Here is a 25,582-nt window from a genome sequence, read left to right as displayed (position 1 = left end):
AGGTTAAAATGTTTCTGAAACAGCCGCTGCTGTGGTTTGTTGCCATCCTCAGCGTTCCGGTGATGGCCAGCTCAGCAGTATTAACGGAGGCGCCACGAGCCGCCAAAGTGGATTTTCAGGTGGTCTCCCCCCATGGTACCCGTAACGATCCTTATTATTGGTTGCGTGATGATACGCGCTCTGAGCCAAAAGTCCTGGCGTATTTAGAGCAGGAAAATGCCTGGTACCGTCAGTATAGTGCGGGCTATCAACAACTTACGACGCAACTGACCGAAGAAATTATTGGTCGGGTAAAGCAGGATGACAGCTCAGTTCCATACCGCAAAGGCGATTACCTGTATTACAGCCGTTATGAAACCGGTAAAGAATACCCAATCTATGCCCGTAAGGCGGCTAGCGGCGGCGCTGAACAGGTGCTGCTGGATGTGAATCTACTGGCTGAGGGCAAGGATTTCTATCAGGTCGCTAATCTGGCGATCAGCCCGGACCAACAGTTACTGGCCTATATGGAAGATCTGAATGGCCGGCGTCAGTATACGCTGCGGGTACGGGATCTGCGTACCGGCAAAGAATTAACGGATTCTTTAAGCGGACTCTCGGCAGCCATTGCCTGGTCGGCGGATAGTAAACAGCTGTTTGTGGTACAAAACGATCCGGTGACCTTGCTTAGTAACAAGGTGCTGCGGCATACCCTGGGTCAGGATCCGGCCAAGGCGGCGCTGGTTTATGAAGAGTCAGACAACAGTTTCTATATGTGGGTCAGCAATAGTCAGGATAACCGCTATGTCATGATTCAGCTTGGTAGTACCGTATCTGACGAGCTTAGAGTGCTGGACGCGGCCAAAACTGATGGTCAGTTTCAGGTGTTAGCGCCAAGACAGCGTGATTTTAAGTACGGTGCTGAGCATTTGAACGGCCGCTGGATTATCCGTACTGACTGGGAAGCGCCGAACTATCGGCTAATGACAGTGGCGGCTGATAAAATCGGTGATCGCACGCACTGGCAGCCACTGCTGGCGCACAGCGAGCAGATTTTTATCCAGAATTTTGAGCTGTTTAATGAATATCTCGCGATCAGTGAGCGCAGTGACGGTTTACAGCGGATCCGGGTGATGCCATGGCAGGATCCGAGCAAGGCCTATTATATCAGCTCTGATGAAGCGGCGTACGTAACCGGCTTTGACATGAATGCCGAGCAGAATACCACTCTGCTGCGTTATACCTATACCTCTTTGACCACGCCGCCCAGCGTCTATCAGCTGGATATGGCAAGCGGTGAGAAGACGCTGTTGAAACAACAAGAAGTGTTAGGTGGCTTCGATAAAGCCAACTATGTGACAGAGCGGGTATGGGCAACGGCGCAGGATGGTACCCGGATCCCGGTATCACTGCTGTATCGCAAAGGCTTTAAACGGGATGGCTCTGCCCCCCTGTATCAATATGCCTATGGCTCTTATGGTATGTCGATGGATCCCTGGTTCCGGGCTAGCGTGTTATCGCTGGTGGACCGCGGCTTTGTTTATGCCATTGCCCATATTCGTGGCGGTCAGGAAATGGGCCGGCATTGGTATGAACAGGGTAAACTGCTGAATAAAATCAATACCTTTACTGATTTTATTGCCGTTACCGACCATCTGGTAGCCGAAAAATATGCCGCCAAAGATAAGGTGATTGGTATGGGTGGCAGCGCCGGCGGTTTGCTAATGGGTGCAGTGGCGAATATGGCACCGCAGAAATACCGGGCGCTGGTCGCACATGTGCCGTTCGTCGATGTGGTGACGACTATGCTGGATGAAAGCATTCCACTGACCACCAACGAGTTTGATGAATGGGGTAACCCGAAACAGCAACCTTTTTACGATTATATGCTGTCGTACTCGCCCTATGATCAGGTTTCTGCTCAGGCCTATCCGGCTATGCTGGTGACCACAGGCTTACATGACTCTCAGGTGCAATATTTTGAGCCGGCAAAGTGGGTCGCCCGCCTGCGCGAGCTGAAAACCGACAACAACCCCTTGCTGTTCCGCACCAATATGGAAGCCGGACACGGCGGTAAGTCAGGGCGTTTTGCCCGTCTGGCGGAAACGGCTGAAGAATATGCCTTTATTCTGAATCTGCTGGCAAAATAACCGCTACGTTTTGGGCAACGGCTGCATTGCCGGTCGTTGCCCCTGCATTTCGCGCTCCCTGCCTCGCTTTAGCCTGCCAGCGATAGACTTTTTTCAGCGCTACAGGTATAACTATAAGCATAATAATAAATTATTTTACCTGTCATGTCGGAATTCCCAGACATCCTCTATGCTGAAGTCAAATCGGTACCAGCTGCTGTCGTAAGGGTGGCGGGGTGCTGCTGTTACTCAGGTCAGCCACTTAATCACTTACAGGAACTTACTGCGCTATGAATGTGTTATGGATTTTGCTGCTACCGATGCTGGGGACCCTGGTGCCGTTATTGCTGGCCAAACAATCCCGCAGCCGTAATGCCTGGGGTACCGCGGCGGCGCCAGCGCTGGCGCTGGCGATCTTATTAAGCACCACGCAAAGCGTGTTTTCCGGCGAGGTACTGCTGCAGCAATGGCAATGGATCCCGCTGCTGGGGCTGGATCTGACGCTGCGGCTGGACGGTCTGGCGTACCTGTTTTCCTTACTGATCCTGGCCATTGGCCTGCTGATTATTTTGTATGCCCGTTATTATCTGTCTGAGCAGGACTCGATGCCGCGCTTTTACAGTTTTCTGATGCTGTTTATGACCGCGATGCTGGGGATAGTGCTGTCGGGTAATATTCTGCAAATCTGGTTGTTTTGGGAGCTCACCAGCATCAGTTCCTTTTTACTGATCAGCTTCTGGTGGCATAAGTCTGAAGCGCGCCGTGGCGCCCGCATGGCATTAACCATCACCGGTGGTGGCGGGCTTTGTTTGTTGGCGGCGTTTTTACTGCTGGGCAATATTGCCGGTAGTTACCAACTGGCTGATATCTTAGAGCAGGGTGCCTTAATTCAGCAGCACAGTCTGTATCCGCTGTTGCTGGTGCTGTTCTTACTGGGCTGTTTTACCAAGTCAGCACAGTTTCCGTTTCATTTCTGGTTACCCAATGCCATGGCGGCCCCGACGCCAGTCAGTGCCTATCTGCACTCTGCTACTATGGTTAAAGCCGGTATCTTTCTGCTGGCGCGCTTTTACCCGGCGTTGTCGGGCACTGAGCTCTGGTTCTTGCAGGTTAGCTTAACCGGCCTGACGACCTTATTGGTTGGTGCTTATCTGGCGCTGTTTAAACATGATTTAAAGGGCTTGCTGGCCTATTCCACCATCAGCCATCTGGGGTTGATCACCTTATTATTTGGTCTGAATGCGCCGCTGGCGGCAGTGGCCGGCGTTTTTCATATTATTAACCACGCGACCTTTAAAGCCTCACTCTTTATGGCTGCCGGTATTATTGACCATGAATCCGGTTCGCGCGATATGCGGCGCTTAAATGGTCTTTGGCAATTTATGCCGATCACCGCGACCCTAATGATGGTGGCGGCTGCCGCTATGGCCGGGGTGCCGCTGCTGAATGGCTTCCTGTCAAAGGAAATGTTTTTCGCCGAAACACTGCAACAGCACCTGCTGGGCGCCTTATCCTGGATTATTCCGCTACTGGCAACGGTGGCGGCGATTTTCTCGGTTGCGTACTCGTTACGTTTAATTCACGACGTGTTCTTTAATGGCCAGCCGAAAGGCCTGACCAAGACGCCGCATGAGCCGCCGCGCTATATGCGCTTACCGGTTGAGGTTTTGGTTGTGCTCTGTATTCTGGTTGGGATAGCACCCGCGATGCTGGTCGGTGGTTTATTAAATAGCGCAGCCAGTGCGGTGCTCGCCGGTAATTTACCGGAGTACAGCCTGGCGATCTGGCATGGCTTTAATCTGCCGCTGCTGATGAGTGCCATCGCGCTGGCCGGTGGTGTGCTGATGTATGTCAAACGCAAGCAACTATTTGATTTTCAGAGCGCGCTACCTGGTGTCGATACACTGAATATTTTTGAGCAGCTGATGAAACAGCTGACCCGCGGCGCTGAAAAGTTGTATAACTGGATTGATAATGGTTCGCTGCAACGCTATATGGCGCTGCTGTTAACCGCCTTTGTGATCCTGGCTGGCTTGCCGCTGATCCAAATGGATGCGCTGGGCGGCGGCCGGGCGGAAATTCCTATCGATGCCGTTAATGCGACCGGTGCCGCTATGCTGCTGATCAGTGCTTTTGCCACTGTGGTCTGGCATCGCAAACGGGTCGTGGCCTTACTGATGATTTCAGTGGTGGGCCTGATGGTGTCGATTGCCTTTACCCGCTTTTCGGCCCCCGATCTGGCACTGACGCAATTAAGTGTGGAAGTGGTGACCATTATTCTGCTGATGCTGGCACTGTTCTTCCTGCCACATAAAACGCCGAAACAATCTGAGCCATCTAAGGTGGTACGGGATCTGGGGCTGGCCTCTCTGGTCGGTATTATTGTCGGTAGCCTAAGCTATGCCATTATGACGCGGCCCTTTACCACCATTTCTGATTTCTTTATTGCCAATGCCAAAACCGGCGGTGGCGGCACCAATGTGGTGAACGTGATCCTGGTCGATTTCCGCGGCTTTGATACGCTGGGGGAAATCGCGGTACTGGGGATTGCTGCGCTGGGGATCTTTAAATTACTGACCCGTATTCCGGTATTTAAACCCAGCAGCGACGGCGAAGGCCGGCCCTGGGCCCGAGAGCGGCACCCGTTACTCTTGGCCACCGTGGCCCAGAGTATCCTGCCGCTGGCGCTGATGGTGTCTATCTATATTTTCTTCCGTGGGCATAACCTGCCGGGTGGTGGCTTTATCGCCGGCTTGATTACTGCGGTGGCCATTATCCTGCTCTATATCTCGCAAGGGGTGGACTGGGTTAAAGCGCGGATGAATATCGAGTATCAGCGGGTGGTGGCAGTGGGTCTATTGATTGCCTTTATGACCGGGTTAGCAAGCTGGCTGTTTGGCCGTCCTTATCTGACCTCCTGGTTCGACTACTTCCAGTTACCGCTATTCGGAGAAATCGAACTGGCCAGTGCTATTGCTTTTGATTTGGGCGTCTATGTCACTGTTGTTGGCGCGACCCTGCTGATCCTGGCCAGCCTGGGTAAGATGACCACCTCGTACCGGCCAACTCATAAGGAGCAATTGTAATGGAAACCCTGTTTGCCTTATGTATCGGTTTTTTAACCGCCTGTGGCGTGTTTTTAATGCTGCGTGGCCGTACCTTCCCGGTCGTGGTAGGTTTGACCATGCTGTCTTATGCGGTCAATTTGTTTATCTTTGCCTCCGGCCGCTTAAATCTGAAAGGTGCAGTGGTACTGGGAACGTCCGACAATTACGCGGATCCTTTGCCACAGGCCTTAGTATTAACCGCGATAGTAATAGGTTTTGCGATGACAGCCTTTTTAGTGATCCTGGCGATCCGGGCCCGGGCCGATCTGGGGAATGACCACGTGGATGGCAGTATGCCGGCACCGCGCCACGCCAAGCGGGAGCGCACTAAATGAACCATTTGATCCTGGTGCCGATTTTACTACCGTTTTTAACGGCGCTGCTGATTATGCTGCCGCCAATTCACTACTCAGCGCAGCGCCGGCGCTGGCTCAGTATGATCTCCACCGCGCTGTTGCTGGTGGTATCCGTCGTCTTGCTGTTCACTATTAAGCAGCAAGGGCTGACATTTTATGCCCTGGGCAACTGGCAACCGCCTTTTGGCATCATTATGGTGGCGGATCTGGTCAGCTGTATTATGCTCTGCCTGACGGCCTTTCTGGCCCTGGGCGCTATCAGCTATGGCAGTGCCGGTGAAGATGAAAAGGGTTCATTCTTCCACCCGTTGTTTCAGTTCCAACTGATGGGGATTAACGGCGCCTTCCTGACTGGCGACCTGTTTAACCTGTTCGTGTTTTTTGAAGTGCTGCTGATTGCTTCCTATGCGTTGCTGATCCATGCCGGTGGCAAAAATAAAACCCGGGCCGCTGTGCACTATGTGGTGTTAAACCTGACCGGCTCGGCGGTGTTCTTGCTGGCCCTGGCGATCCTGTACGGTACCCTGGGCACGCTGAATATTGCCGACATGGCACTGAAAGTCACCCAGTTGCCGGATGATAACCTGATGCTGGTTAAAGCCGGCGCCTTAATGCTGTTGATAGTCTTTGCGCTGAAAGCAGCTATTCTGCCGCTGCAGTTCTGGCTACCGGCTACCTATGCCTCCGCCTCGGCGCCGGTTGCCGCCCTGTTTGCGGTAATGACCAAGATTGGCGTTTATGCACTGCTGCGGGTGTTTACCACCATTTTTGGCGAGCAAGCTGGCCCACTACAAGGGTTAGCGAACAGTTGGTTGTGGCCCTTTGGCTTAGCGACGATGCTGCTGGGCGCCATTGGTGTGCTGGCCAGTCAGGATTTCCGTAAGCTGGTTGCCAATCTGGTGCTGGTTTCGGTCGGCAGCCTGGTGGTGCTGGTGGCAGTACAAAATACCGCTGCCCATGCTGCGGTACTGTATTACACCGTACACTCGACTTTGATCTGTGGCGCCTTATTCCTGCTGGCAGATTTGATTGCGACCCAGCGTGGCAAGGCACAGGATCGACTGGTCGCCGCGCGGCGGGTGAATCAACCGGTGTTGTTGGGCACGCTCTTTGTGCTGTGTGCTATTTCTGTCGCTGGCCTACCGCCGTTATCAGGCTTTATCGGCAAGGTGATGCTGCTGCAAGCGGCCTTTGGTGTCAGTGGCCAGTACTGGTTGTGGGCTATCCTGTTGTTATCCAGTCTATTGGTGCTGATTGGCCTGTCACGCGCCGGTAGTACCCTGTTCTGGCGGGTAAGTGGTATGCAAAAAGCCGAAGAGCGGGTGCAACCTTTACAATTATTTGCCGTGTTATGGTTACTCAGTGCCAGCCTGCTGTTAATGGTGTTTGCCGGCCCGCTGACTGAACTTAGCTTTGCCGCCGCCCGTCAACTGGCGGATGTGCTGGGTACCATCCAAAGCATTCTTCCCGGCTCAGGAGTCTTACCATGAGAATGACACCCCGCTTTAGCTGGTTGCCGACACCTTATCGTAGCCTGCTGTTATTTGTGATCTGGTTGTTGCTGAATCAGAGCCTGGCCTTGCTGCATTTGTTTTTTGCGACGGTATTGGCGATTGGTATTCCCTGGATCTGTTACCGCTTCCGCGATCCGCAGCCGTTAATTGAACGTCCGGGCCTGGCGCTGCGTTATATTCTGCGGGTATTTGCCGACATTATTACCGCTAATGCGCAGGTGGCGGTGTTGATCCTGGGACCGGTTAAGAAGCTGCGCCCCGCCTTTGTCCGGATCCCGCTGGATTTACAACATAATTTACCGCTGACCATCCTGGCAGCGTCAGTATCGATGACCCCGGGAACGGTAAGTGCTGATATTTACCCCAGCATCGAGCATCTGGCACCCGACGAACCGCTACCACAGCGCTGGCTGCTGATCCATGTCCTGGATATGGATAATGAAGCCGAGCTGATTGCCACCATCAAAAGCCGCTATGAAGCACCACTGAAGGAGATCTTCCAATGTTAGCGCAGGTGATATTTTTAGTGTTCGGGATGATTAGCCTGGCACTGCTGCTTAATCTATGGCGGCTGATGCGTGGTCCCAGCCTGCCGGATCGGATCCTGGCGCTGGATACCATGTATATCAATAGTATCGCGCTGATTATCCTCTATGGCTTGCTAATGGGCTCGCCGCTGTATTTTGAAGCGGCGCTGCTGATTGCCATGATTGGTTTTATCAGCACCGTCGCGGTATGTAAGTTCTTACTTCGTGGCGATATTATTGAATAGGAGGAAGCATGAACCATTGGCTTGAGTGGGCGGTTGCCTTCTTTTTATTACTCGGCGGCAGCTTTGTGTTGATTGGCTCTATTGGTCTGGTAAGGATGCCGGATTTCTTTACCCGCTTGCACGGCCCGACTAAGGCCACGACCCTTGGCATGGGAGGGATCTTATTGGGCTCGATTTTCTATTTCAGTATGTCGCCGGAAACGCTGAGCGTGCATGAAATGCTGATCACCATCTTTTTACTGATCACAGCGCCGGTAAGTGCCCATATGTTGATTAAAACGGCACTGCACCACCGCTTAAAAGCGGTGGAACATACCCAGGGCGAACAGGAATTAAAACGTGGTCAGGCGTTTGCCAGTAAAGAGGGCAATCGTAGTGAAACGCCGGATGATTAGTCCGGCGTTAGTGTAACTTAACTCTTCTGCTCGGTGTCCGACGCTTCCTGACTGCGTAGCGTATGGCTTTGCTCATCATAACGGCCTTGCAGTTCGTCTTTTAAGGTTTTCTCCCACAATGGCACACCAATAAAGTAGCCGGCGCGGCCTATAGTATGGGCGGCAATCGGCGAGGTGAGAGTGGTAAAAGCCATCACCGCCAGCGCCTTTAAGGTGACACTGCTTTCACCGAAGAACAGCATCACGGCACACATAATTAAACCGGCACCCAAGACCCCGGATTTGGTGGTGGCGTGCATCCGGGTCAGCAGGTCTGGCATCCGGAACACGCCGAGCGCTGCTACCAGCATAAACAGGCAACCGGCCAATAAGAAAATGGCGGCAAGTAGTTCACTGATCATGGCGTTGACCTCCTCGTTCCAGATAACGGGCAAACCCAATGGCGGTTAAAAAGGCGGTCAGCGCCAGCACCATGGTGACATCAATATAGGCATCTTTACCACTACGGATGGCATAAAGCCCGATAACACCGACGGTGATAGAGGCAATCAACTCCAGTGCCACGACCCGGTCCGGCAGGCTCGGGCCACGTAGCAGCCTTACCATGGCTAACAGTAAGGCTAACCCCAGAATGATAAAGCCGGCCAGTACGGCATAATCCAAAATGCTATTCATCGCATCACCCTTAAAATTTTTGCTTCCATCCGTTTTAGCTCAGACATCACCTGTTGCTCATCGTACAGGTACATTACATGCACATAGAGCACCTTGCGATCGGTTGACACGTCCAGACTCAGTGACCCTGGCGTTAACGAGATGGCATTGGCTACCATGGTAATTTCCATATCGGTTTCTGCCCGAAGCGGCATAGCGATAACGCCGGGTTTCATCAGATTGGTCGGTGTCAGCACGTCCCAGGCCACCTTCAGGTTGGCCATAATCAGTTCTTTGGTAAAGAACAGCATAAAATTTAGTAAACGTGGTACCTGTAATCGGTATTTACGCACCTCTGGCTGACCACGAAAGACGAAGATCAACACCAGATAAGACACGATAAAGCCGACCAGCAAACCCACACCACTCATGGTATCGGTCAGAGCGGCCCAGATCAGGGCCATCACCAGATTCGCTAATAGTGGATTCATTTCGCGCCTCCCAACACAGCCTCAATATAGCGCTGCGGCTCCAGTAACTGCTGCGCGGCGGTTTCGGCCAGCACATAGATTGGCTGGGCAAAGATACCGATGGCCACTGTCATCGCCGCCAGCAGACCGGTGGTCCAGTACAGGGCAGTATTACGGTACGGCGCCGGCACTTCGATTGCCGGCTCTGGTGCTTTCTTCCAGAACGCTTCATTCCAGATCTTGATCATTGAGAACAAGGTAAAGAGACCAACAAACAGCGCTATGGCCACCGCCCACCAGGCTTGTGCCTCGACACCGGCTTTAATCAGAATAAACTTGGCGAAAAAGCCGGAGAGCGGCGGCACCCCGGCCAGAGAAAACGCCGGGATCATAAAGAGTAGCGCCAGTCCAGGGTGTTTCTTATAAAGTCCACCCAGCTGCTTTAATTCAAAACTGCCACCCAGCCGGTACATCATACCGGCGACAAAGAACAGGTTCGCCTTCACGATAATATGGTGCATGATATAGAACACCCCGCCAATCAGTGCCAGCGGCGTAAAGAGCGCCAGGCCAAGCATCATATAACCAATCTGGCTGATAATATGGAAACTGAGGATGCGGCGCACTTCATACTGCGATGCTGCTCCCAGCACCCCGGTTAGCATGGTAAAGACCGCCATCCACAGCAGGATCTGATGCGTAAAGTCGACTTCGCCGGTAAACATCAGCGTAAATACCCGGTACAGCGCATAAACTCCGACCTTGGTGAGCAGGCCGGCAAACACCGCTGACACGGCAACCTGAGGCGTGTGATAAGAGGCCGGCAACCAGAAAAACAGCGGGAAGGCCGCCGCCTTGATCGAGAAAGCGATCAAAAACAGCATTGCCACCAGCGTTACCATTTTCGGATCTTCAACCTGCTGCAACCGTACTGCGATATCCGCCATATTCAGCGAGCCGACCAGACCATACAACAGGCCGATCGCGGTCAGGAACAGAGCAGAGGACAACAGGTTGAGCGTCACATATTTGATGGCGCCTTCCATTTGTGCCCGCTCGCCGCCCTGGATCAGCAGTGCAAAAGAGGCCACCAGCAAGACTTCAAACCAGACGTAGAGGTTGAAAATATCGCCGGTTAAAAAGGCACCGTTCACGCCGGCCAGCAGCAGGTGTAACAGCGGGTAGTAGCCAAAGCGCTCAAAGCGCTTACGCACCGTTTTCAGGCTGTAAACTGCGGTGGCGAAGCCGGTAATGGCGGCCAGCAACACCATAATGGCACCCAGTAAATCCGACACCAGCACTATGCCAAAGGGCGCTGGCCAGGAACCCACCTCCAGCACCTTAATGCCGTTAAGCCAGGTTTGCCAAAGCAGTACTATCGCCGCGACCAGCACTGCAGCTGTGCCCAGTACGCCCAGAATACGCTGTACACCATGGTTATTAAGCGCCACCAACGACAGGGCGCCGATAATCAGCGGAATAATCACCGGTAACGCAATCAGAACTGACATATCCATTAGTCGGTCCCTTTCATTTCGTTCATATCGTCGGTACGGATCACCTCATAGGCACGGTGCAGCAATACCACGGCAAAAGCCAGTACACCGAAACCAATAACGATAGCGGTGAGAATTAACGCTTGTGCTAATGGGTCAGCCGAGCCACCGACCACTGTTTCTGCACCTTTAGCAATCAGTGGCGGCACGCCACGTTCCAGGCCAGCGACGGTGAAAATTAGCAAGTTTGCCGCGTTCGACAATAAGATCAGACCGATTAACAGCTTTACCATTGAGCGGCGCAGCATCATATAAATGGCGGCGGCATAGAGGCAGCCAATCAGAATAGCCATCAGGGTGGTCATTAGTGTTCAGCCTCCACCAGAGTAAAAATAACAGTAAGCACGGTGCCAATCACGCCAAGAAAAACACCGATATCGAAGATCAGCGGCGTGCTGAGTTTTAAATCACCAAAAATTGGCAGTGGCAGTGTCCACCATTGAGCAGTAAAGAAGTTATCGCCTACCAACAACGAGGGCAGTGAAGATAAAGCTGCCAAAGCCAGGCCAATGCCAACCAGTTGCAGCGGATGCACCCTGAGCAGGGCTTTGGCAGAGGGGTAATCATCGGCAAATAATTTTAACGCGATAGCTGCTGCGGCGACCAGACCACCGATAAAGCCACCGCCGGGTTCATTGTGACCGCGTAACAGCAAGAACAAAGAAAACAATAACAATAGCGGCAATATAATAGTGGTGCCGGTGCTCAGGATCAGTGAGCGCATATTAAACTGACGGCTCATTACAGCTCTCCTTTAACAGATTGTTGCCGCTTCTGTTCGGCGGTCAACCTTTTATCGGCATTGGTTACCGGCTTGGCGCCGGTTCGCAGGTGTACCATGGCATAGACACCGATCGCCACCAGCGCTAATACGAAGATCTCTCCCAGCGTATCCAGGGCCCGGAAATCAACCAGGATCACGTTAACCACGTTGCGGCCATAACCCTCCGGGACGCTCTTCTCCAGAAAGTACCAGGCTATCCCTTCCATGGAGCGGGAGGCGGTAACCAGTAAAATCAACAGGGTAATAACGGTGCCACTGGCAATTGCAATCAGGGCGTCGCGGGCGCGGTGGGCGGTTGAAGATAGGCGACGGAATTCGGGTAACCGGTACAGTACCAATACCAGCAGCAACACAGTGATGGTTTCGACCAACACCTGGGTAATACCGACATCGACCGCGCTAAAGAACACATAAATCAGCGCTACAGCAAAACCCAGAGCGCCAAGCAGCGCCACCACGCCAAGGAAAGAGTTCAGTACCACTGCGCTGACAATAGTGGTTAGCAGGACCAGAAAAATCACGGCTTCCTGTACCCGGACATCGCTAAATTGCCAGTTAAGCTCAAAGTGCTCCAGCCTTAGCATCGCCCAGCCGACCAACAGTACCACTGTCGCCATTGTCGTCAGCAGATAGTTGCGTAAATAACCGTTCTGTAGCACCCGGGTTTGCCAGGCGGCAAAGCTGACCAGCGCTGCCATCAGTTTGTTGTAGCCGGCTTCCGGCCCGGCTTTACTCAGCGTCTCCACCACGGCGGTAAGTTTGCGCCACGGCTGCCAGAAGCGGAATAGTAATAAACCCAACACCAGACTGCCAAGGCTAAGCAGCAGTGGCAGGTTAATGCCATGCCACAGTGCCAGATAACCGCTAATAGGTTGGCCATAGACCGCGGTTGCTGCCGCATTTAATAAGTACTGATCCGGTAGCATCGGTAACAGACCGAAAATCAAGCCAAGCGTAGCGAGTACGGCGGGCCCGACTAACATTTGCCAGCCCGGATCATGCGCCGGCTTAGGTGTCGGTAACGCCTGACCAAACCAGGGTTTAATCGCCAACAGCGCAGCAACCAGCACCACAAAGATATTCGCCAGTACCGTAGCGGCGGTCAGTCCCAACTGCCACTGCGAGCCGCTTAACACTGCCTCCAGCAGCAGCTCTTTACCGACAAAACCAAATAGCGGGATCACTCCGGCCAGAGACAGAGCCGCCACTACCGCAACCAGGGTAGTGCGCGGCATCAGCTTACGTAAGCCGGATGCTTTCTCAAAGTCCTTAATGCCGGCTTCATGGTCGAGAATACCAGCAATCATAAACAGTGCCCCTTTATAGAGCGCATGCGCCAATAAGAAGGTGACTGCGGCCAGCGCTGCCTTTTCGGTACCTAACCCCAGTAACATGGTGAGGGTACCCAGCGCCATCACAGTGGAATAGGCCAACACTTTTTTGATGCCGGTGGCGCGGCTGGCCAGGAAAATACCGGTCAGCATAGTGAGTGCTCCCACTGCACTTAAGGTCAGCAACCAGACTTCACTGCCTCCCAGGCTGGGTTGCAGGCGCGCCAGCAGATAAACCCCGGCCTTTACCATAGTTGCAGAGTGTAAGTAAGCACTTACCGGTGTTGGAGCTGCCATCGCATTCGGTAGCCAGAAATGAAAAGGTGTTTGCGCTGATTTGGTAAAGGCTCCCAGCAGGATCAGGATCAGCATCGGCAGATAGAGGCTGTGACCGGTCAAATCCTGTTGCAGCACATCACTCAGTTGATAGCTGCCCGCGGCCATACCCAGCATAATCAGCCCTGTCATCAGCGCCAAACCACCCAGCACTGTTACCATCAACCCCTGATGGGCTTTTTGGCGTGACTCGCTATCTTCGTGATTAAAGCCAATCAGCATAAAGGAGCTGACGGTGGTCAGTTCCCAGAACACAAATAAGGTGATCAGATTATCGGATAATACCAGGCCGAGCATGGCGCCCATAAAGCTGAGCAAGAATAAAAAAAAGCGCCCCAGTGCCGGATGCCCTTGCAGATATTGGCCGGCATAGCAGAGGATAAAGGTGCCGATACCGGTGATCAGTAAGGCAAAGAGTAACGACAAGCCATCCAGCATAAAGCTGAGCTGAATACCCAGCCCCGGAAACCATGGCCAGCTTTGCAGCAGCGGCTGCCCCTGACTGACGGCACTGAGTTGGCTGGCGAAATAGATAAATAGCGTAGCGGGTAACAACGCTAGCACCAGACCAGTATGTTTACCGAGCAGTCGATACAGATGTGGCGCGATACAGGCGAGCAAAAAGATCGAGAGGACCACATATAACATAAGCTACTCCTGTTTAGATAGCCTGAAATTGCGGTTGATACGCACCCCAGCGTGGCGCGGATTGCTGTTTAAGAGTAGTTCAAGCTACTAATTTTCAATTAAAAAAACTGAACAAGGCAGTAAAGGTAGCAGATTTAGGGGGGGGAATAAAGAAAAACCGGCCGAAATCGCCGGTTCAGAGCTCGTCAAAGCCGGCGTCTATTAACGCCACTATCGCCTCTAGCGCTGCTGCAGCATCAGGCCCTTCAGTGGTAACAGTCAGGGTTTTGCCCTTGCTACTGGCCAGCATCAGCAGTGCCAGCACACTACCGGCATCGGCCGTTTTACCGTCATCCTGCACCAGTTCAACCTTAGCCGAAAATTTCTGGCACAGTTGTACCAACTTAGTGGCAGCCCTGGCATGTAACCCCAGCTGATTGATGATGGTAACCTGTTGACTGAGTTTAGCGGCCATGATGACGTTTTAACTCCCGGTGCCGGATTTGCACATCATCACGTTGACTGCGATAGCTTTCCGCCAGACTTTCCGCGATATAAACCGAACGGTGTTGGCCACCGGTGCAACCGATAGCGATTGTCAGGTAGCTGCGGCTATTACGCTCCAGATGCGGTAACCAACTGCTGATAAAGCTGTTAATTTGCCAGATATATTTACCTACTATGGCTTCTGCCGCCAGATAGTCCTTTACTGGCTGATCCAGACCCGTCAGGGGCTTTAACTCTGGTTCCCAATGCGGATTGGGCAGAAAACGGGCATCAAACACAAAGTCGGCATCCTTGGGAATGCCATATTTAAAGCCAAAGGACTCAAACAGGATCACCAGGCGACCGGTTTTCTGGCCAAGGATCCGTTCACGCAATACTTCTGCCAGTTGGTGTACGTTAAGGTCAGTGGTATCAATATAGAGATCGGCGCGGCTGGCAATAGGATCTAACAGTTGCTGTTCGCGGGAGATCGCTTCATCCAGTGACATCGCCTGGTGAGATAGCGGATGTAAACGCCGGGTTTCGCTAAAGCGTTTAATCAGGGTGGTATGGTCCGCATCCAGATACAGGATAGTCAGTTCCAGCTTACGCGGCAGGTAAGACAGGATCTCCGCCAGCTCTTCCGGTTCATTCGGCAGATTACGTACGTCAATACTGACGGCAACCCGCTCATACTGACCCATCACCGCATTAGCGAGAGTCGGTAATAAATTAACCGGAATATTGTCGACGCAGTAGTAGCCCAAATCTTCCATTACTCTCAGCGCCACCGATTTTCCTGAACCTGAGCGGCCACTGACTACCAGCAGTTTCATTTTTCACCCGTTTGTTGGCTATAGTCCATTAATAACTGATACAGCTCCTGATCAGAACTGGCATGTCGGATCTTTTTGGTCAGATCTTTTTGAGTCAGCAGTTTTGCAATACCAGAAAGTGTAGTTAAGTGAGCCTGACACTGATCTTTCGGGATCAGGATGGCACAAAAAATATCGACGCCCTGGTTATCGATAGCGTCAAAGGGGATCGGATCCTGGCTTACCACAAATATCAGGATCGGTGAGGTAACGCAGTCGAGCTTGCCATGGGGAATGGCAATACCACCACCAATACCGGTTGAACCCAACTTTTCCCGGGTCATCAGGGCTTCCAGAATGCTGTACTCAGACATCTCTGGCAGCTGTTGATGAGCCAGTTCGGCAATATATTCGAGGATCCGTTTTTTGCTGTTAAAAAGAACTGCACTCTTGGTGCAGTTCTTCTCCAGCATAGCGCTTAAATTTATCATGGTTAGTGTCGCGACAACTTTTCTTTGTGTTTAATCACTTGCCGGTCCAGTTTATCAATTAACTGGTCAATTGCAGCATACATATTTTCATCTTCTGACACCGCAAAGACTTCACCGCCGTTTAAATGTACTTTGGCTTCAGCGATTTGCTTCAGTTTTTCCACGTTCAGAATAACATGCACGTTATTGATATTCTCGAAATGACGCTCCAGCTTGGAAAATTTACTGTCTACATATTCTCTCAGAGAGTCGGTAATTTCTACATGACGGCCAGTTAAGTTGATTTGCATAGACTCTTCCTTCTTGTTAAGACACTTACAGCAAGGTCTTTCGTTGATTAGATGGCGCAATAAACAGCGATTCACGGTACTTGGCGATGGTACGCCTTGCGACATTGATCCCCTGTTCGGATAAGATTTCTGCCATCTTACTGTCACTCAGTGGCTTAGCCGGGTTCTCTGCTGCCACCAATTTCTTAATAAAGGCACGGATGGCGGTAGATGAACATTCACCACCACTCTCTGTACTAACATGACTGGAGAAGAAGAATTTAAGTTCAAAAATTCCGCGCGGCGTATGCATATACTTTTGGGTAGTAACCCGGGAAATTGTTGACTCATGCATACTTACCATTTCTGCCACATCATTTAATACCATGGGTTTCATGGCCTCTTCGCCATGCTCAAAAAAGGCTTGTTGCTGTTGCACGATACAGTTGGCGACCTTTAGCAAGGTTTCGTTGCGGCTTTCCAGACTTTTCAAAAACCATTTCGCCTCCTGCAGATGTGAGCGGATAAACTGGCTGTCGGCACTGCTTCTGACCGTTCTGGACAGCGCAGCATACTGCTGGTTGATTTTCACTTTGGGCATGGCATCCGGATTCAGCTCCACCTGCCAACGACCTTTAACCTTGGTAACCACTACATCAGGAATCACATATTGCTGTTCCTGCCTGATCACATCGGCGCCGGGGCGCGGGTTCAGGCTGTGGATCAGGCGCATCACTTCTTTTAACTCATCTTCTTTGAGTTTAGTCACCCGCATCAAAGAACGAAAGTCCCGGTTAGCTAAAAAGTCGGTATATTCGCTGATTATTTGTTTTGCATCATTTAAATAGGGGGTGGCAGGATCAAACTGCCGTAGCTGGATCAGCAAGCACTCTTTCACTGAGCGGGCCGCCACACCGACAGGGTCAAACAATTGGATCCGTTTTAATACAGCCTCGACTTCATCGGCTTCGACATCCGGCAGCTGCAGTGAGGCTAAGATATCTTCCACATCTATGGTCAGTAAACCGGCTTCATCGACGGCTTCAATAATGACTTCGGCAATGGCGCGGTCTGTCTCAGAAAAAGGGGTAAGGTCCATTTGCCAACGCAAATAATCCTGCAAGGTTTCAGTGGTTTCGCCCTGATATACCAGATCCTCGTCTGGCAGGGCGCCATTGCTGACCGGGGCGGCACTGACTAAATCGTCCCAGTTATTGTCCAGTGGTAAGTCCTCCTGGATATTCTGCTCGGCCATTGCCTCGCTGGTATCGCGCTCACTAACGTCATTAAATTCCGGATAATCGTCATTACCAGCCTGGTAGTCTTCACTGTCAGACGTTGACCCGCTGCTTTCTTCACGGTTGATATTCGACAGGCTCAGGTCGGTCTCGGGCGTGCCCGGTTCGAAGTCGTCGTCGGGCTCAAGCAAGGGGTTGGCATCCAGCGCTTCCTGAATTTCCTGCTGCAGCTCAATGGTGGAAAGCTGCAATAAGCGGATCGCTTGCTGCAGCTGCGGCGTCATTGTTAGCTGTTGGCCAAGGCGAAGTTGTAAAGACGGCTTCATGTAAGTCTGATTCTCTCCTGAGTATATCCCCTCCATCCTGGAAGTGGCTGCGGTCTGTGCCGCCTGATTGCGCCTTCCGTGTCAGCGGGTGGAGGACTTGACGCTGATTGCCCTACTATAGCCTGAATTGCTCACCCAGGTATACATCGCGGACCTGTTGATTCGCTAACACATCCTGCGGCGAGCCGGCGGCAATTAATTCACCATGACTGACAATATAGGCTATTTCGCAGACATCGAGGGTTTCCCGCACATTATGGTCAGTGATCAGTACCCCGATGCCGCGCTGGCATAGGTGCTGAATAATTTTTTTAATATCCAGCACCGAAATCGGGTCCACGCCGGCAAAGGGCTCATCCAGCAAAATAAAAGCCGGATCTGCGGCCAGGGCGCGTGCGATCTCTACCCGCCGCCGCTCACCACCAGACAGCGCCATGCCAAGACTATTCTTAATATGCCCGATATGAAATTCTTCCAGCAAGTCATCGGCGATTTCTTCCCGTTGCTGCCGGTTAAGTTCCTTTCGGGTTTCCAGAATTGCCAGCAAATTGTCGTATACCGTCAATTTGCGGAAAATCGAACTTTCCTGCGGTAAATAACCAATACCCGCCCGAGCCCGCTGATGAATAGGGGCGAAGGTGATATCTTGCTCGTTTAACGTGATCTGACCTTTATCGGATGGCACCAGACCAACAATCATATAAAAAGTGGTGGTTTTGCCGGCACCATTGGGTCCCAACAAGCCAACGATCTGACCTGCTTTGACTTCCAGACTGACATCTTTTACCACCTGCCGGCCTTTATAGCTTTTGGCCAGATGTGAAACCACTAACTTCATTGATTTTCCTTGGTTTCCGGCGTGAAAATGGTGGTTACCCGCCGGTTTTGTTCACTGCCGGCCGTTAACTGTTGTAACTCGATGTTATAACGAATCACATCACCACGCACCAGAGAACCGCTCTGGGTAAGCTCGGCATCCGCAGTCAGCGTCAGGGTCCGGCTGGCCAAATCGTAGCGGATCTCATTCGCCTGAGCCGTTACCGGCCGGTCGCCTTCCAGTAATTGGGAATAGGTAGCCGGACGACCGGTAAAAATAAACACCTCATTACCTTTACCGGCACTGGCATTGATCTCCAGCTTATCGGCTTTGATCAGCAAGGAGCCTTGGGTGACTTCCACATTGTTGACGTAAACCGCGATATTATCGCGAATGGACGCCTCGGTATTATCTGCGTTAATCGCAATCGGCAAAGTATGATCTGGCTTCGTCGCTGCCAGAGCTTGCGAACTAAAAAATACTGCAGCGATTAATAACTTAGTTTTCATTGGCGTATACCGTTTCCAGATGTTTTTGCAGCACTAAATGTTGTGCCGTGAGGTCGGCCTGCAGGCCGATGCCCAGAATATAAAAGCCTGGTCCGCTAAGCCGCACCCGCTCATGCGTTTGCAGCGTTTTTTCTGGCAACAGCATTTGTAATGAGGCTGTTTCAACCTGTTCAATAAACTCGCCAGGCAGCAAATTTCTGAGCAGGACTTGCTGTTCCAGAATAATTTTATCTTCCGGAAACCAAATACCTTGCTGACTGCTGATTTCCCAAGCGGCTTGATGTTCATCGTTAAACAGGGTGTAGCGCGGCAATTCAAACTGCGTAAAACCCAGTTGCTCAAAATGTTCCAGCCGTTTGGCTTGCAGATGATCCGCAATATAGCCCTGCTGGTCATAAACACGCAAGGTCAGGTTTTCCGCAATATAATCGGGCAGGAATTCGCGGTCGGCCTGGCGATCGGTATCGCCGCCTTGCGGCGCAAACCATAAGTAGGCCGCAAGCAGTACCAGGGCGGTGACACTTAATACGAAAAACTTTCTCATGTGCTGCTACCATCAAATTGCAGAAAGCGCTGCTGTGCAATCAGTAACAAATCACACAGTTCCCGCACCGCGCCATAGCCACCGGGTAAACTGGTGCAAAGGTGCGCCTGTTGTTGCAGATAGGGATGGGCATCCCGCACAGCGACAGCCAGGCCACAGTGCTGCATTACCTGCCAGTCGGCCAGATCATCACCTATATAGGCAACCTGATCTGGCTGAAGTTGCAACAGCGCCAGAATTTCCGCAAAGGCGGCCATTTTATTTTCCTGGCCCTGATAGATGTGCTTTACAGTCAGTGCCTTCATGCGCTGCTCTACAATAGCGGAACGCCGGCCGGTGATGACCGCCACCTCAATACCGGCCTGGCGCAATGCTTTGATGCCATAGCCATCGCGGGTGTGAAACGCTTTTAACTCTTCGCCGGCGTTGCCAAGATAGATCCGACCATCCGAGAATACGCCGTCTACATCACATATTAATAGGCGGATTTGACGGGCCAGGTTTGCTTGCTGGTCACTGAGTGGTTGATAAAGTTGCTGATACAGCTCCATTTATAGCACCCCGGCTTTTAATAAATCATGCATATTTAAGGCGCCCACCGGCTGGCGCTGCTCATCGACTACGATCAAGCCGTTAATCTTCTTTTGCTGCATAATGTTCAGTGCTTCTGCCGCTAACATATCGGCTTTGGCAGTAATGCAATTCGCCGTCATAACCTGTTCAATGGCTACGGTATGGATATCCAGGCGTTGGTCCAGAATACGTCGCAAATCACCATCCGTGAAAATACCGGCCAAACTGCCATCGGGATTGACGATAGTGGTCATCCCCAGGCCTTTCTTTGATATCTCCAGTAAGGCGTCTTTAATACTGGCTTGCCGGGCAACGATAGGGACCTGCTCGCCCTGATGCATAATATCTGACAGGCGCAGCAACAGCTTGCGGCCGAGACTTCCACCGGGGTGTGACAGCGCGAAATCATCAGCAGAAAAGCCTCTGGCATCCAGCACCGCGACGGCAATGGCATCACCCATAGCAAGGGTGGCGGTAGTGCTGGCGGTTGGTGCTAAACCCAGTGGGCAGGCTTCCTGTGCTACAGCGACACAGATATGCACATCGGCAACTTGTGCCAGAGTAGAGTCAGGTTTACCGGTCATCGCAATCAGCGGAATACCCAGGCGTTTGATCACCGGTACTATGGTCAAGACTTCCGCTGTTTCGCCGGAGTTTGAAATGGCAATCATAATATCACCGGCTGAAAGCATGCCCAGATCGCCATGGCTGGCTTCTCCGGGATGGACAAAAAACGCCGGCGTACCGGTCGAAGCCAGGGTCGCTGCGATCTTATTGGCAATATGACCTGACTTACCAATACCACTGACAATCACCTTGCCGCTGGCGTCCAGAATCAGTTGGCAGGCACGTTCAAAGTGCTGATCAAGGTATTGTTCCAGTTGCTGCACCGCCTGAGCTTCTATTCGCAGTACTTGCAGCGCCTGATCACGAAAAGTCTGAGAGGCCATAGTTCCTGTCTTACGCAAGTTGAGTAAATAATAAATATTGATAACCGACAAAGCCGCTTAGCAATAGACCACCTTCCAGCCGGTTAATCCGTTGCTGGCGCCCAAGCCGCAGTGACATCAGCAACATCAGCAGGGTGGCAGCAATCATCACATAGCTATCACGGGTCCCTGCGTTAATATCCAGGCTGCCCGGGCCAATCACGGCGCCTAAGCCCAGAACCGCTAAAATATTAAAGATATTGGAGCCGATAATATTGCCCAGCGCTAAATCATCTTCACCTTTTAAAATACCAATCACACTGGCTGCCAGTTCTGGCAGGCTGGTGCCGATGGCAATAATGGTTAAACCAATCACCAGATCGCTTAAGCCAGCATAGCGGGCAATAGTGACTGCACCATGAACCAGCAGTTGCGAACTGGCCAACAGCAATACTAAACCGGCGACGATCCAGAAAATGGCTTTAACGCTGGAGGTCGGTTCCGGCAATTCCGCTTCAATTTCGGCAATTAACGGATCGTCAGGTGTGGCATGTTTACCCCAATACACCAGTGTGGCGATAAAACCAACAAAGCACCCCAGTAATATCAAGCCTTCAGCCCGCGTTAAGTTATGGTCTGATATTAAGTAAAAGCCCAGAAAGGTAAACAGCAGCAGCATTGGAAATTCGCGCTTCAGGGTAAGAGAGGCGACAGCGATCGGTTTTAGTAAGGCTGCTACGCCAATCACCAGCAGGATATTGGTGATGTTTGAACCCAGGGCGTTGCCGACTGAGGTATCTAACCGGCCCTGAGCGGCGGCAGTGGCGGACACCAACATTTCCGGGGCGGATGAGCCCATGGCAACGATGGTTAAGCCGATAATCATTGGCGAGATACCGCTATTACGGGCAATTGAAGAAGCACCATAGACAAAACGGTCGGCGCTCCAAATCAACAAGACCAGGCCGACGATAACAAAGATGATGGCTAACGACAAAGGTGATATCATAGTGTCCGGTTTTAGGAGTAAACAACGAGCAGGTATTTTCCCGCTTCTTGTCAACAAATGCAAAAAAACCTCGGCTTTAGTGCAGTCAGGTACGGCTTTTCGAATTTGCGCATACTTTGTTACGAATTTTTGTAACCACTCCGCAGGTGATTCCGTTTACAATAATACAACCTTGACGTCTGGCAATGATTGCAAACATACAAATATGTATGTAAACATGCCAGTCTGACACTTAAGTTAGCCGTAGCCGGTATCGCGGTTAATTCATGGAGAACGATGTTGTCTGAGATACTAATAGATATTCAGGGGCTAAGCTTTTCGCGCGGTGATCGTCCGATCTACCGGGCCATGAATATGCAGGTGCAGCGTGGTAAGGTCACGGCCATTATGGGGCCAAGTGGCATTGGCAAAACCACACTGCTCAAGCTGATTGGCGGCCAGCTCAAACCTGACAGTGGTAAAATTCTGTTTGAAGGCCGGGATATCCCACGCCTGTCACGCAGCGAGCTGTATCAGGCGCGGAAAAAAATGAGCATGCTGTTTCAAAGCGGTGCCTTGTTTACCGAAATGACCGTTTTTGACAACGTAGCCTTTCCGCTGCGCGAACATACCAAGCTACCGGAGTCGCTGATCCGCCGCATTGTGCTGATGAAGCTGGAAGCTGTTGGCTTACGTGGTGCCCGTGATTTGATGCCAGCTGAATTGTCCGGTGGTATGGCCCGCCGTGCGGCGCTGGCCAGGGCCATAGCACTTGATCCTGAGCTGATTATGTACGATGAGCCCTTTGCCGGGCAGGATCCGATTTCGATGGGCGTGATTGTCCGTCTGATCCGTGAGCTGAATAATGCACTGGGTCTGACCTCAGTAGTGGTATCGCACGATGTGACTGAAGTGATGAGTATCGCTGATTATGTCTATGTGGTGGCGGATAAAACGGTGATTGGCGAGGGCACTCCGGAACAACTACGTAATGATCCTTCGCCGCTGGTGCAACAGTTCCTGCGCGGCGAAGCAGATGGTCCGGTACCTTTCCACTTTAAAGCCGCGGCCTATCAGGATGAATTAATGGAGCTGACAAGGTGATTGCTGACAGATTACAACGAATAGGTCATAGCACCATCAGCACAGTTGCCGGTTTTGGCCGCGCCGGCTTGATGTTGTTTGGTGCCTTACTGGGTAAGCCAGACTTCCGCAAGGGCTTTCCGCTACTGGTGAAACAGCTCTATGTGATAGGGGTTCTTTCACTGCTGATTATTCTGGTATCAGGCCTCTTTATCGGTATGGTACTGGCACTGCAGGGTTATAACGTACTGGTGAAGTTTGGCGCTGAAGGCATGCTTGGGCCTTTGGTTTCGCTGAGTTTACTGCGTGAACTTGGCCCGGTGGTGACAGCCTTGTTGTTTGCCGGTCGGGCAGGTAGTGCATTAACGGCCGAGATCGGCCTGATGAAGGCGACGGAACAGCTGTCCAGTATGGAAATGATGGCTGTCGACCCTTTACGCCGTATTATCGCCCCAAGATTCTGGGCCGGTGTGATCTGTATGCCATTGTTAGCACTAATTTTTAATGCTGTTGGTATTTTAGGTGGCCACCTGGTTGGCGTGGAATGGCTCGGCGTTGATGCCGGTAGCTACTGGTCAGCGATGCAGGCTAACGTCGATCTATATCAGGATGTAATGAATGGTGTCATTAAAAGTCTGGTGTTTGCGCTGGTGGTGATCTGGATTGCCCTGCACAAAGGCTATGATGCTGTGCCAACCTCTGAGGGGATCAGCCGGGCGACGACTGAGACGGTAGTGACGGCGTCGCTGGCTGTTTTGGGTTTTGATTTCATATTAACTGCAGTAATGTTTGGTGGATAAAAGATGACCACACGTAAAATGGAAATACTGGTAGGTGGCTTTATTGTGCTGGCGTTTGCCGCCTTTGTGATGTTGGCGTTACGGGTAGCGGATACCGGCTTTGGCGGTAATTCGCAAACCTATACGCTGTTGGCCAAGTTTGACAACATAGGTGGTCTGAAAGTGCGGTCACCGGTCAAAGTCGGTGGCGTCATCGTAGGTCGTGTCAGCTCGATCGAGCTGGATCGGGTCACTTACACGCCGGTGGTTCGCCTGGCGATTAATACCGAATACAGCAACTTTCCGGAAACCAGCTCGGTTGCCATCCTGACTTCAGGTCTGTTAGGTGAGCAGTATATTGGCTTGATACCGGGCTTTGTCGACGATACGGTCGAGATGCTGGCAGATGGCGACATGATTGAAGACACCCGTTCTGCCATCGTGCTGGAAGAGTTAATTGGTCAGTTTTTATTTAACCGGGGGAACTAATGAACGCCTTACTGAAAAATCTTACTGCCCTGCTTGCGGTTACCACGCTCTGGTTAGCGCCGGCGCAGGCAACGGAAACCTTTAGCGATCCGAACAAACTGATTGAAGTGGTTGCCGATAAAACCTTTAGTCGGATCAAGGCTGATCAGCCACTGATCCAGCAGGATTTAGAGCATCTGCGCACTATCGTCATTGAAGAGCTGCTGCCCTATGTCGATAGCCGCTATGCCGCTGCCACTATTGTCGGCCGCAGCGTAGATATCCGTGCCAATCAAGAAGCCTTTAATGAGTTTGTCAGTGCTTTTGAGCAGTATATGATTGGCTCTTATGCTGGTGCTTTAACTTACTACAAAGAGCAGAAGGTGATGATTGAGCCATCACGCGCCATTGGCAATAACCTGATCACCACAGTGCGTACCCGGGTCATTGATCCGGGCAAGCCGGATATCGTGATTGATTTTAAATTACGCCGGCCGCGTAATGCGGAAACCTGGCTGGTGATCGATATGATTGCCGAAGGTATCTCATTACTGGATAGCAAGCGTGCTGAGTTAAGTAATTTAATCCGCCAGCAAGGCTTGGAGCGGGTAACCGTGATGTTGCGCGAAAAAGCCAAAGATCCGGTAAAGATCCCGGAAGCTGAGCCAGCTGGTACGGCGGAGTAAATTGTGGCACTAACCATTACCCAGCAGGGGCAGGTTCTCGTTTTTCGCGGTGAGCTGGATCGGGAAACCCTGCTCGACTATTTGCCTTTTACGCTGTTAAAAAGCTTATCAGGGCAGGTTGTTTTTGATTTCTCCGCCCTAACCAATGTAGACTCAGCCGGGTTAGCCTGGCTGATCGAACAGCTGGCGCTGGCACAACAGCGGGATCTGCAGTTGCAGATCCGCCAGGCTCCGGCACAACTTCTGTCATTGGCACGAGTTAGCGCCGTTGCCGATCTATTGCCGATAGTCGATTAAGGTGCTCAGATGGAGTTACAACAGATTGAACAGCTGCTGCAAACCGAGCTGCAGCTGAGTGAAGTGTATGTCAAAGCAGAAGGTTCGCATTATGCAGTAACCGCCGTCGGCAGCTGTTTTGATGGGTTAAGTCGCGTTAAGCAACAGCAAATGGTCTACGCACCTTTGATGCAAGCCATTGCTGATGGCAGTATTCACGCGCTCAGTATTAAAGCCTTTACGCCAGAGCAATGGCGTAGAGAAAAGTTACTCAATCCTCCGTTCTGAGATTTTC

31 protein-coding genes are annotated in these 25,582 nt (G+C 51.8%); 13 read left to right on the top strand and 18 right to left on the bottom strand.

What is annotated here, in order from left to right:
• Nucleotides 1-8: 8 nt before the first annotated feature.
• The 7 genes from H1D31_RS14460 (at nt 9) to H1D31_RS14430 (ending at nt 8,252) form a co-directional block, all read left to right on the top strand.
• A complete protein-coding gene (locus H1D31_RS14460; protein WP_261259500.1) occupies nt 9-2,129 on the top strand; it encodes a S9 family peptidase in 2,121 nt (706 codons plus the stop codon).
• 269 nt (nt 2,130-2,398) lie between these two features.
• Nucleotides 2,399-5,194: a monovalent cation/H+ antiporter subunit A gene (locus tag H1D31_RS14455; RefSeq protein ID WP_261259498.1), complete on the top strand. Its 2,796-nt coding sequence runs from the start codon at nt 2,399-2,401 to the stop codon at nt 5,192-5,194.
• A complete protein-coding gene (locus H1D31_RS14450) occupies nt 5,194-5,550 on the top strand; it encodes a Na+/H+ antiporter subunit C (RefSeq protein WP_008606845.1) in 357 nt (118 codons plus the stop codon). The genes H1D31_RS14455 and H1D31_RS14450 overlap by 1 nt, the downstream gene beginning before the upstream one ends.
• Nucleotides 5,547-7,061 carry a monovalent cation/H+ antiporter subunit D gene (locus H1D31_RS14445; RefSeq protein ID WP_261259496.1) on the top strand — a complete coding sequence of 505 codons (1,515 nt, stop codon included), beginning with the start codon at nt 5,547-5,549 and terminating at the stop codon, nt 7,059-7,061. The genes H1D31_RS14450 and H1D31_RS14445 overlap by 4 nt, the downstream gene beginning before the upstream one ends.
• Entirely contained in the window at nt 7,058-7,594 is a 537-nt protein-coding gene (locus H1D31_RS14440; RefSeq protein WP_008606848.1) for a Na+/H+ antiporter subunit E, read from the top strand. Before H1D31_RS14445 ends, H1D31_RS14440 begins: the two co-directional genes overlap by 4 nt.
• Nucleotides 7,588-7,857 carry a K+/H+ antiporter subunit F gene (locus tag H1D31_RS14435; RefSeq protein ID WP_261259494.1) on the top strand — a complete coding sequence of 90 codons (270 nt, stop codon included), beginning with the start codon at nt 7,588-7,590 and terminating at the stop codon, nt 7,855-7,857. The genes H1D31_RS14440 and H1D31_RS14435 overlap by 7 nt, the downstream gene beginning before the upstream one ends.
• An 8-nt stretch (nt 7,858-7,865) precedes the next feature.
• Nucleotides 7,866-8,252, top strand: a complete 387-nt coding sequence (locus H1D31_RS14430; RefSeq protein ID WP_008606850.1) for a Na+/H+ antiporter subunit G — start codon at nt 7,866-7,868, stop codon at nt 8,250-8,252.
• A gap of 17 nt (nt 8,253-8,269) precedes the next feature.
• Here the strand turns inward: H1D31_RS14430 and mnhG are convergent, their stop codons facing one another.
• The 18 genes from mnhG to H1D31_RS14340 form a co-directional block, all read right to left on the bottom strand.
• Nucleotides 8,270-8,653 (bottom strand): monovalent cation/H(+) antiporter subunit G, encoded by a 384-nt coding sequence (gene mnhG, locus H1D31_RS14425; protein ID WP_008950159.1) that lies wholly within the window; start codon nt 8,651-8,653, stop codon nt 8,270-8,272.
• Complete coding sequence (locus H1D31_RS14420) at nt 8,643-8,927, bottom strand: cation:proton antiporter (protein ID WP_261259492.1); 285 nt, start codon at nt 8,925-8,927, stop codon at nt 8,643-8,645. The genes mnhG and H1D31_RS14420 overlap by 11 nt, the downstream gene beginning before the upstream one ends.
• Complete coding sequence (locus H1D31_RS14415) at nt 8,924-9,397, bottom strand: Na+/H+ antiporter subunit E (RefSeq protein WP_008950158.1); 474 nt, start codon at nt 9,395-9,397, stop codon at nt 8,924-8,926. The genes H1D31_RS14420 and H1D31_RS14415 overlap by 4 nt, the downstream gene beginning before the upstream one ends.
• Entirely contained in the window at nt 9,394-10,893 is a 1,500-nt protein-coding gene (locus H1D31_RS14410) for a Na+/H+ antiporter subunit D (RefSeq protein WP_008950157.1), read from the bottom strand. The genes H1D31_RS14415 and H1D31_RS14410 overlap by 4 nt, the downstream gene beginning before the upstream one ends.
• On the bottom strand, nt 10,893-11,237 hold the full coding sequence (locus H1D31_RS14405; protein WP_008606855.1) for a Na+/H+ antiporter subunit C: 345 nt from the start codon (nt 11,235-11,237) through the stop codon (nt 10,893-10,895). The genes H1D31_RS14410 and H1D31_RS14405 overlap by 1 nt, the downstream gene beginning before the upstream one ends.
• Entirely contained in the window at nt 11,237-11,674 is a 438-nt protein-coding gene (locus H1D31_RS14400) for a Na+/H+ antiporter subunit B (protein WP_008606856.1), read from the bottom strand. The genes H1D31_RS14405 and H1D31_RS14400 overlap by 1 nt, the downstream gene beginning before the upstream one ends.
• A complete protein-coding gene (locus H1D31_RS14395; RefSeq protein WP_261259487.1) occupies nt 11,674-14,031 on the bottom strand; it encodes a putative monovalent cation/H+ antiporter subunit A in 2,358 nt (785 codons plus the stop codon). Before H1D31_RS14395 ends, H1D31_RS14400 begins: the two co-directional genes overlap by 1 nt.
• A gap of 175 nt (nt 14,032-14,206) precedes the next feature.
• Nucleotides 14,207-14,485, bottom strand: a complete 279-nt coding sequence (locus H1D31_RS14390; RefSeq protein ID WP_065955446.1) for an HPr family phosphocarrier protein — start codon at nt 14,483-14,485, stop codon at nt 14,207-14,209.
• Nucleotides 14,475-15,332, bottom strand: coding sequence for an RNase adapter RapZ (gene rapZ, locus H1D31_RS14385; protein ID WP_008606859.1), 858 nt, complete (start codon nt 15,330-15,332; stop codon nt 14,475-14,477). Before rapZ ends, H1D31_RS14390 begins: the two co-directional genes overlap by 11 nt.
• Entirely contained in the window at nt 15,329-15,802 is a 474-nt protein-coding gene (gene ptsN, locus H1D31_RS14380; protein ID WP_008606860.1) for a PTS IIA-like nitrogen regulatory protein PtsN, read from the bottom strand. Before ptsN ends, rapZ begins: the two co-directional genes overlap by 4 nt.
• A 2-nt stretch (nt 15,803-15,804) precedes the next feature.
• Complete coding sequence (gene hpf / locus H1D31_RS14375; protein ID WP_008606862.1) at nt 15,805-16,092, bottom strand: ribosome hibernation promoting factor; 288 nt, start codon at nt 16,090-16,092, stop codon at nt 15,805-15,807.
• A gap of 25 nt (nt 16,093-16,117) precedes the next feature.
• A complete protein-coding gene (locus H1D31_RS14370) occupies nt 16,118-17,635 on the bottom strand; it encodes an RNA polymerase factor sigma-54 (protein WP_039924953.1) in 1,518 nt (505 codons plus the stop codon).
• Nucleotides 17,636-17,750: 115 nt separating this feature from the next.
• Nucleotides 17,751-18,473, bottom strand: a complete 723-nt coding sequence (lptB, locus tag H1D31_RS14365) for an LPS export ABC transporter ATP-binding protein (protein WP_008606865.1) — start codon at nt 18,471-18,473, stop codon at nt 17,751-17,753.
• A complete protein-coding gene (gene lptA, locus H1D31_RS14360; protein ID WP_008606866.1) occupies nt 18,470-18,961 on the bottom strand; it encodes a lipopolysaccharide transport periplasmic protein LptA in 492 nt (163 codons plus the stop codon). The genes lptB and lptA overlap by 4 nt, the downstream gene beginning before the upstream one ends.
• Entirely contained in the window at nt 18,951-19,505 is a 555-nt protein-coding gene (lptC, locus tag H1D31_RS14355; protein ID WP_008606867.1) for an LPS export ABC transporter periplasmic protein LptC, read from the bottom strand. Before lptC ends, lptA begins: the two co-directional genes overlap by 11 nt.
• On the bottom strand, nt 19,502-20,056 hold the full coding sequence (gene kdsC / locus H1D31_RS14350; protein WP_008950151.1) for a 3-deoxy-manno-octulosonate-8-phosphatase KdsC: 555 nt from the start codon (nt 20,054-20,056) through the stop codon (nt 19,502-19,504). The genes lptC and kdsC overlap by 4 nt, the downstream gene beginning before the upstream one ends.
• A complete protein-coding gene (locus tag H1D31_RS14345; protein ID WP_008606869.1) occupies nt 20,057-21,028 on the bottom strand; it encodes a KpsF/GutQ family sugar-phosphate isomerase in 972 nt (323 codons plus the stop codon).
• Nucleotides 21,029-21,038: 10 nt separating this feature from the next.
• The gene (locus H1D31_RS14340; RefSeq protein WP_261259483.1) at nt 21,039-22,016 is read right to left on the bottom strand and encodes a calcium/sodium antiporter; all 978 of its coding nucleotides are present in this window, start codon (nt 22,014-22,016) and stop codon (nt 21,039-21,041) included.
• A 276-nt stretch (nt 22,017-22,292) separates the two neighbouring features.
• Here H1D31_RS14340 and mlaF point away from each other — a divergent pair, with 276 nt between their 5' ends.
• The 6 genes from mlaF to H1D31_RS14310 are packed head-to-tail and all read left to right on the top strand — an operon-like array spanning nt 22,293 to nt 25,575.
• On the top strand, nt 22,293-23,099 hold the full coding sequence (gene mlaF / locus H1D31_RS14335) for a phospholipid ABC transporter ATP-binding protein MlaF (protein WP_008606871.1): 807 nt from the start codon (nt 22,293-22,295) through the stop codon (nt 23,097-23,099).
• Nucleotides 23,096-23,878, top strand: a complete 783-nt coding sequence (gene mlaE / locus H1D31_RS14330) for a lipid asymmetry maintenance ABC transporter permease subunit MlaE (RefSeq protein ID WP_008606872.1) — start codon at nt 23,096-23,098, stop codon at nt 23,876-23,878. Before mlaF ends, mlaE begins: the two co-directional genes overlap by 4 nt.
• A 3-nt stretch (nt 23,879-23,881) precedes the next feature.
• Nucleotides 23,882-24,346, top strand: a complete 465-nt coding sequence (mlaD, locus tag H1D31_RS14325) for an outer membrane lipid asymmetry maintenance protein MlaD (protein ID WP_261259482.1) — start codon at nt 23,882-23,884, stop codon at nt 24,344-24,346.
• Nucleotides 24,346-25,011: a phospholipid-binding protein MlaC gene (locus H1D31_RS14320; protein WP_008606875.1), complete on the top strand. Its 666-nt coding sequence runs from the start codon at nt 24,346-24,348 to the stop codon at nt 25,009-25,011. The genes mlaD and H1D31_RS14320 overlap by 1 nt, the downstream gene beginning before the upstream one ends.
• A 3-nt stretch (nt 25,012-25,014) precedes the next feature.
• A complete protein-coding gene (locus H1D31_RS14315) occupies nt 25,015-25,308 on the top strand; it encodes a lipid asymmetry maintenance protein MlaB (RefSeq protein ID WP_008606876.1) in 294 nt (97 codons plus the stop codon).
• A gap of 9 nt (nt 25,309-25,317) precedes the next feature.
• Entirely contained in the window at nt 25,318-25,575 is a 258-nt protein-coding gene (locus H1D31_RS14310) for a BolA family protein (RefSeq protein ID WP_008606877.1), read from the top strand.
• The last annotated feature ends 7 nt before the right edge of the window (nt 25,576-25,582 follow it).

This window comes from Alishewanella sp. BS5-314 (assembly GCF_025377695.1).
Taxonomy (GTDB): Bacteria; Pseudomonadota; Gammaproteobacteria; order Enterobacterales; family Alteromonadaceae; genus Alishewanella; species Alishewanella aestuarii.
The sequence above is the reverse complement of the archived record's forward strand: the minus strand, read 5'-3'. Positions and strand labels throughout refer to the sequence as shown.

What these genes read in the sequence shown, in the direction of transcription:
- mlaF (WP_008606871.1), top strand. Translation starts at nt 22,293, where the DNA reads ATGTTGTCTGAGATACTAATAGATATTCAGGGGCTAAGCTTTTCGCGC.
- H1D31_RS14435 (WP_261259494.1), top strand. Translation starts at nt 7,588, where the DNA reads ATGTTAGCGCAGGTGATATTTTTAGTGTTCGGGATGATTAGCCTGGCA.
- H1D31_RS14445 (WP_261259496.1), top strand. Translation starts at nt 5,547, where the DNA reads ATGAACCATTTGATCCTGGTGCCGATTTTACTACCGTTTTTAACGGCG.
- mlaD (WP_261259482.1), top strand. Translation starts at nt 23,882, where the DNA reads ATGACCACACGTAAAATGGAAATACTGGTAGGTGGCTTTATTGTGCTG.
- H1D31_RS14460 (WP_261259500.1), top strand. Translation starts at nt 9, where the DNA reads ATGTTTCTGAAACAGCCGCTGCTGTGGTTTGTTGCCATCCTCAGCGTT.
- H1D31_RS14390 (WP_065955446.1), bottom strand. Translation starts at nt 14,485, where the DNA reads ATGGCCGCTAAACTCAGTCAACAGGTTACCATCATCAATCAGCTGGGG.
- H1D31_RS14395 (WP_261259487.1), bottom strand. Translation starts at nt 14,031, where the DNA reads ATGTTATATGTGGTCCTCTCGATCTTTTTGCTCGCCTGTATCGCGCCA.
- lptB (WP_008606865.1), bottom strand. Translation starts at nt 18,473, where the DNA reads ATGAAGTTAGTGGTTTCACATCTGGCCAAAAGCTATAAAGGCCGGCAG.
- H1D31_RS14430 (WP_008606850.1), top strand. Translation starts at nt 7,866, where the DNA reads ATGAACCATTGGCTTGAGTGGGCGGTTGCCTTCTTTTTATTACTCGGC.
- H1D31_RS14455 (WP_261259498.1), top strand. Translation starts at nt 2,399, where the DNA reads ATGAATGTGTTATGGATTTTGCTGCTACCGATGCTGGGGACCCTGGTG.
- H1D31_RS14405 (WP_008606855.1), bottom strand. Translation starts at nt 11,237, where the DNA reads ATGACCACCCTGATGGCTATTCTGATTGGCTGCCTCTATGCCGCCGCC.
- H1D31_RS14370 (WP_039924953.1), bottom strand. Translation starts at nt 17,635, where the DNA reads ATGAAGCCGTCTTTACAACTTCGCCTTGGCCAACAGCTAACAATGACG.
- kdsC (WP_008950151.1), bottom strand. Translation starts at nt 20,056, where the DNA reads ATGGAGCTGTATCAGCAACTTTATCAACCACTCAGTGACCAGCAAGCA.
- mnhG (WP_008950159.1), bottom strand. Translation starts at nt 8,653, where the DNA reads ATGATCAGTGAACTACTTGCCGCCATTTTCTTATTGGCCGGTTGCCTG.
- H1D31_RS14450 (WP_008606845.1), top strand. Translation starts at nt 5,194, where the DNA reads ATGGAAACCCTGTTTGCCTTATGTATCGGTTTTTTAACCGCCTGTGGC.
- lptA (WP_008606866.1), bottom strand. Translation starts at nt 18,961, where the DNA reads ATGAAAACTAAGTTATTAATCGCTGCAGTATTTTTTAGTTCGCAAGCT.
- H1D31_RS14340 (WP_261259483.1), bottom strand. Translation starts at nt 22,016, where the DNA reads ATGATATCACCTTTGTCGTTAGCCATCATCTTTGTTATCGTCGGCCTG.
- lptC (WP_008606867.1), bottom strand. Translation starts at nt 19,505, where the DNA reads ATGAGAAAGTTTTTCGTATTAAGTGTCACCGCCCTGGTACTGCTTGCG.
- H1D31_RS14320 (WP_008606875.1), top strand. Translation starts at nt 24,346, where the DNA reads ATGAACGCCTTACTGAAAAATCTTACTGCCCTGCTTGCGGTTACCACG.
- rapZ (WP_008606859.1), bottom strand. Translation starts at nt 15,332, where the DNA reads ATGAAACTGCTGGTAGTCAGTGGCCGCTCAGGTTCAGGAAAATCGGTG.
- H1D31_RS14400 (WP_008606856.1), bottom strand. Translation starts at nt 11,674, where the DNA reads ATGAGCCGTCAGTTTAATATGCGCTCACTGATCCTGAGCACCGGCACC.
- ptsN (WP_008606860.1), bottom strand. Translation starts at nt 15,802, where the DNA reads ATGATAAATTTAAGCGCTATGCTGGAGAAGAACTGCACCAAGAGTGCA.
- hpf (WP_008606862.1), bottom strand. Translation starts at nt 16,092, where the DNA reads ATGCAAATCAACTTAACTGGCCGTCATGTAGAAATTACCGACTCTCTG.
- H1D31_RS14440 (WP_008606848.1), top strand. Translation starts at nt 7,058, where the DNA reads ATGAGAATGACACCCCGCTTTAGCTGGTTGCCGACACCTTATCGTAGC.
- H1D31_RS14410 (WP_008950157.1), bottom strand. Translation starts at nt 10,893, where the DNA reads ATGGATATGTCAGTTCTGATTGCGTTACCGGTGATTATTCCGCTGATT.
- H1D31_RS14420 (WP_261259492.1), bottom strand. Translation starts at nt 8,927, where the DNA reads ATGAATAGCATTTTGGATTATGCCGTACTGGCCGGCTTTATCATTCTG.
- H1D31_RS14415 (WP_008950158.1), bottom strand. Translation starts at nt 9,397, where the DNA reads ATGAATCCACTATTAGCGAATCTGGTGATGGCCCTGATCTGGGCCGCT.
- H1D31_RS14310 (WP_008606877.1), top strand. Translation starts at nt 25,318, where the DNA reads ATGGAGTTACAACAGATTGAACAGCTGCTGCAAACCGAGCTGCAGCTG.
- H1D31_RS14345 (WP_008606869.1), bottom strand. Translation starts at nt 21,028, where the DNA reads ATGGCCTCTCAGACTTTTCGTGATCAGGCGCTGCAAGTACTGCGAATA.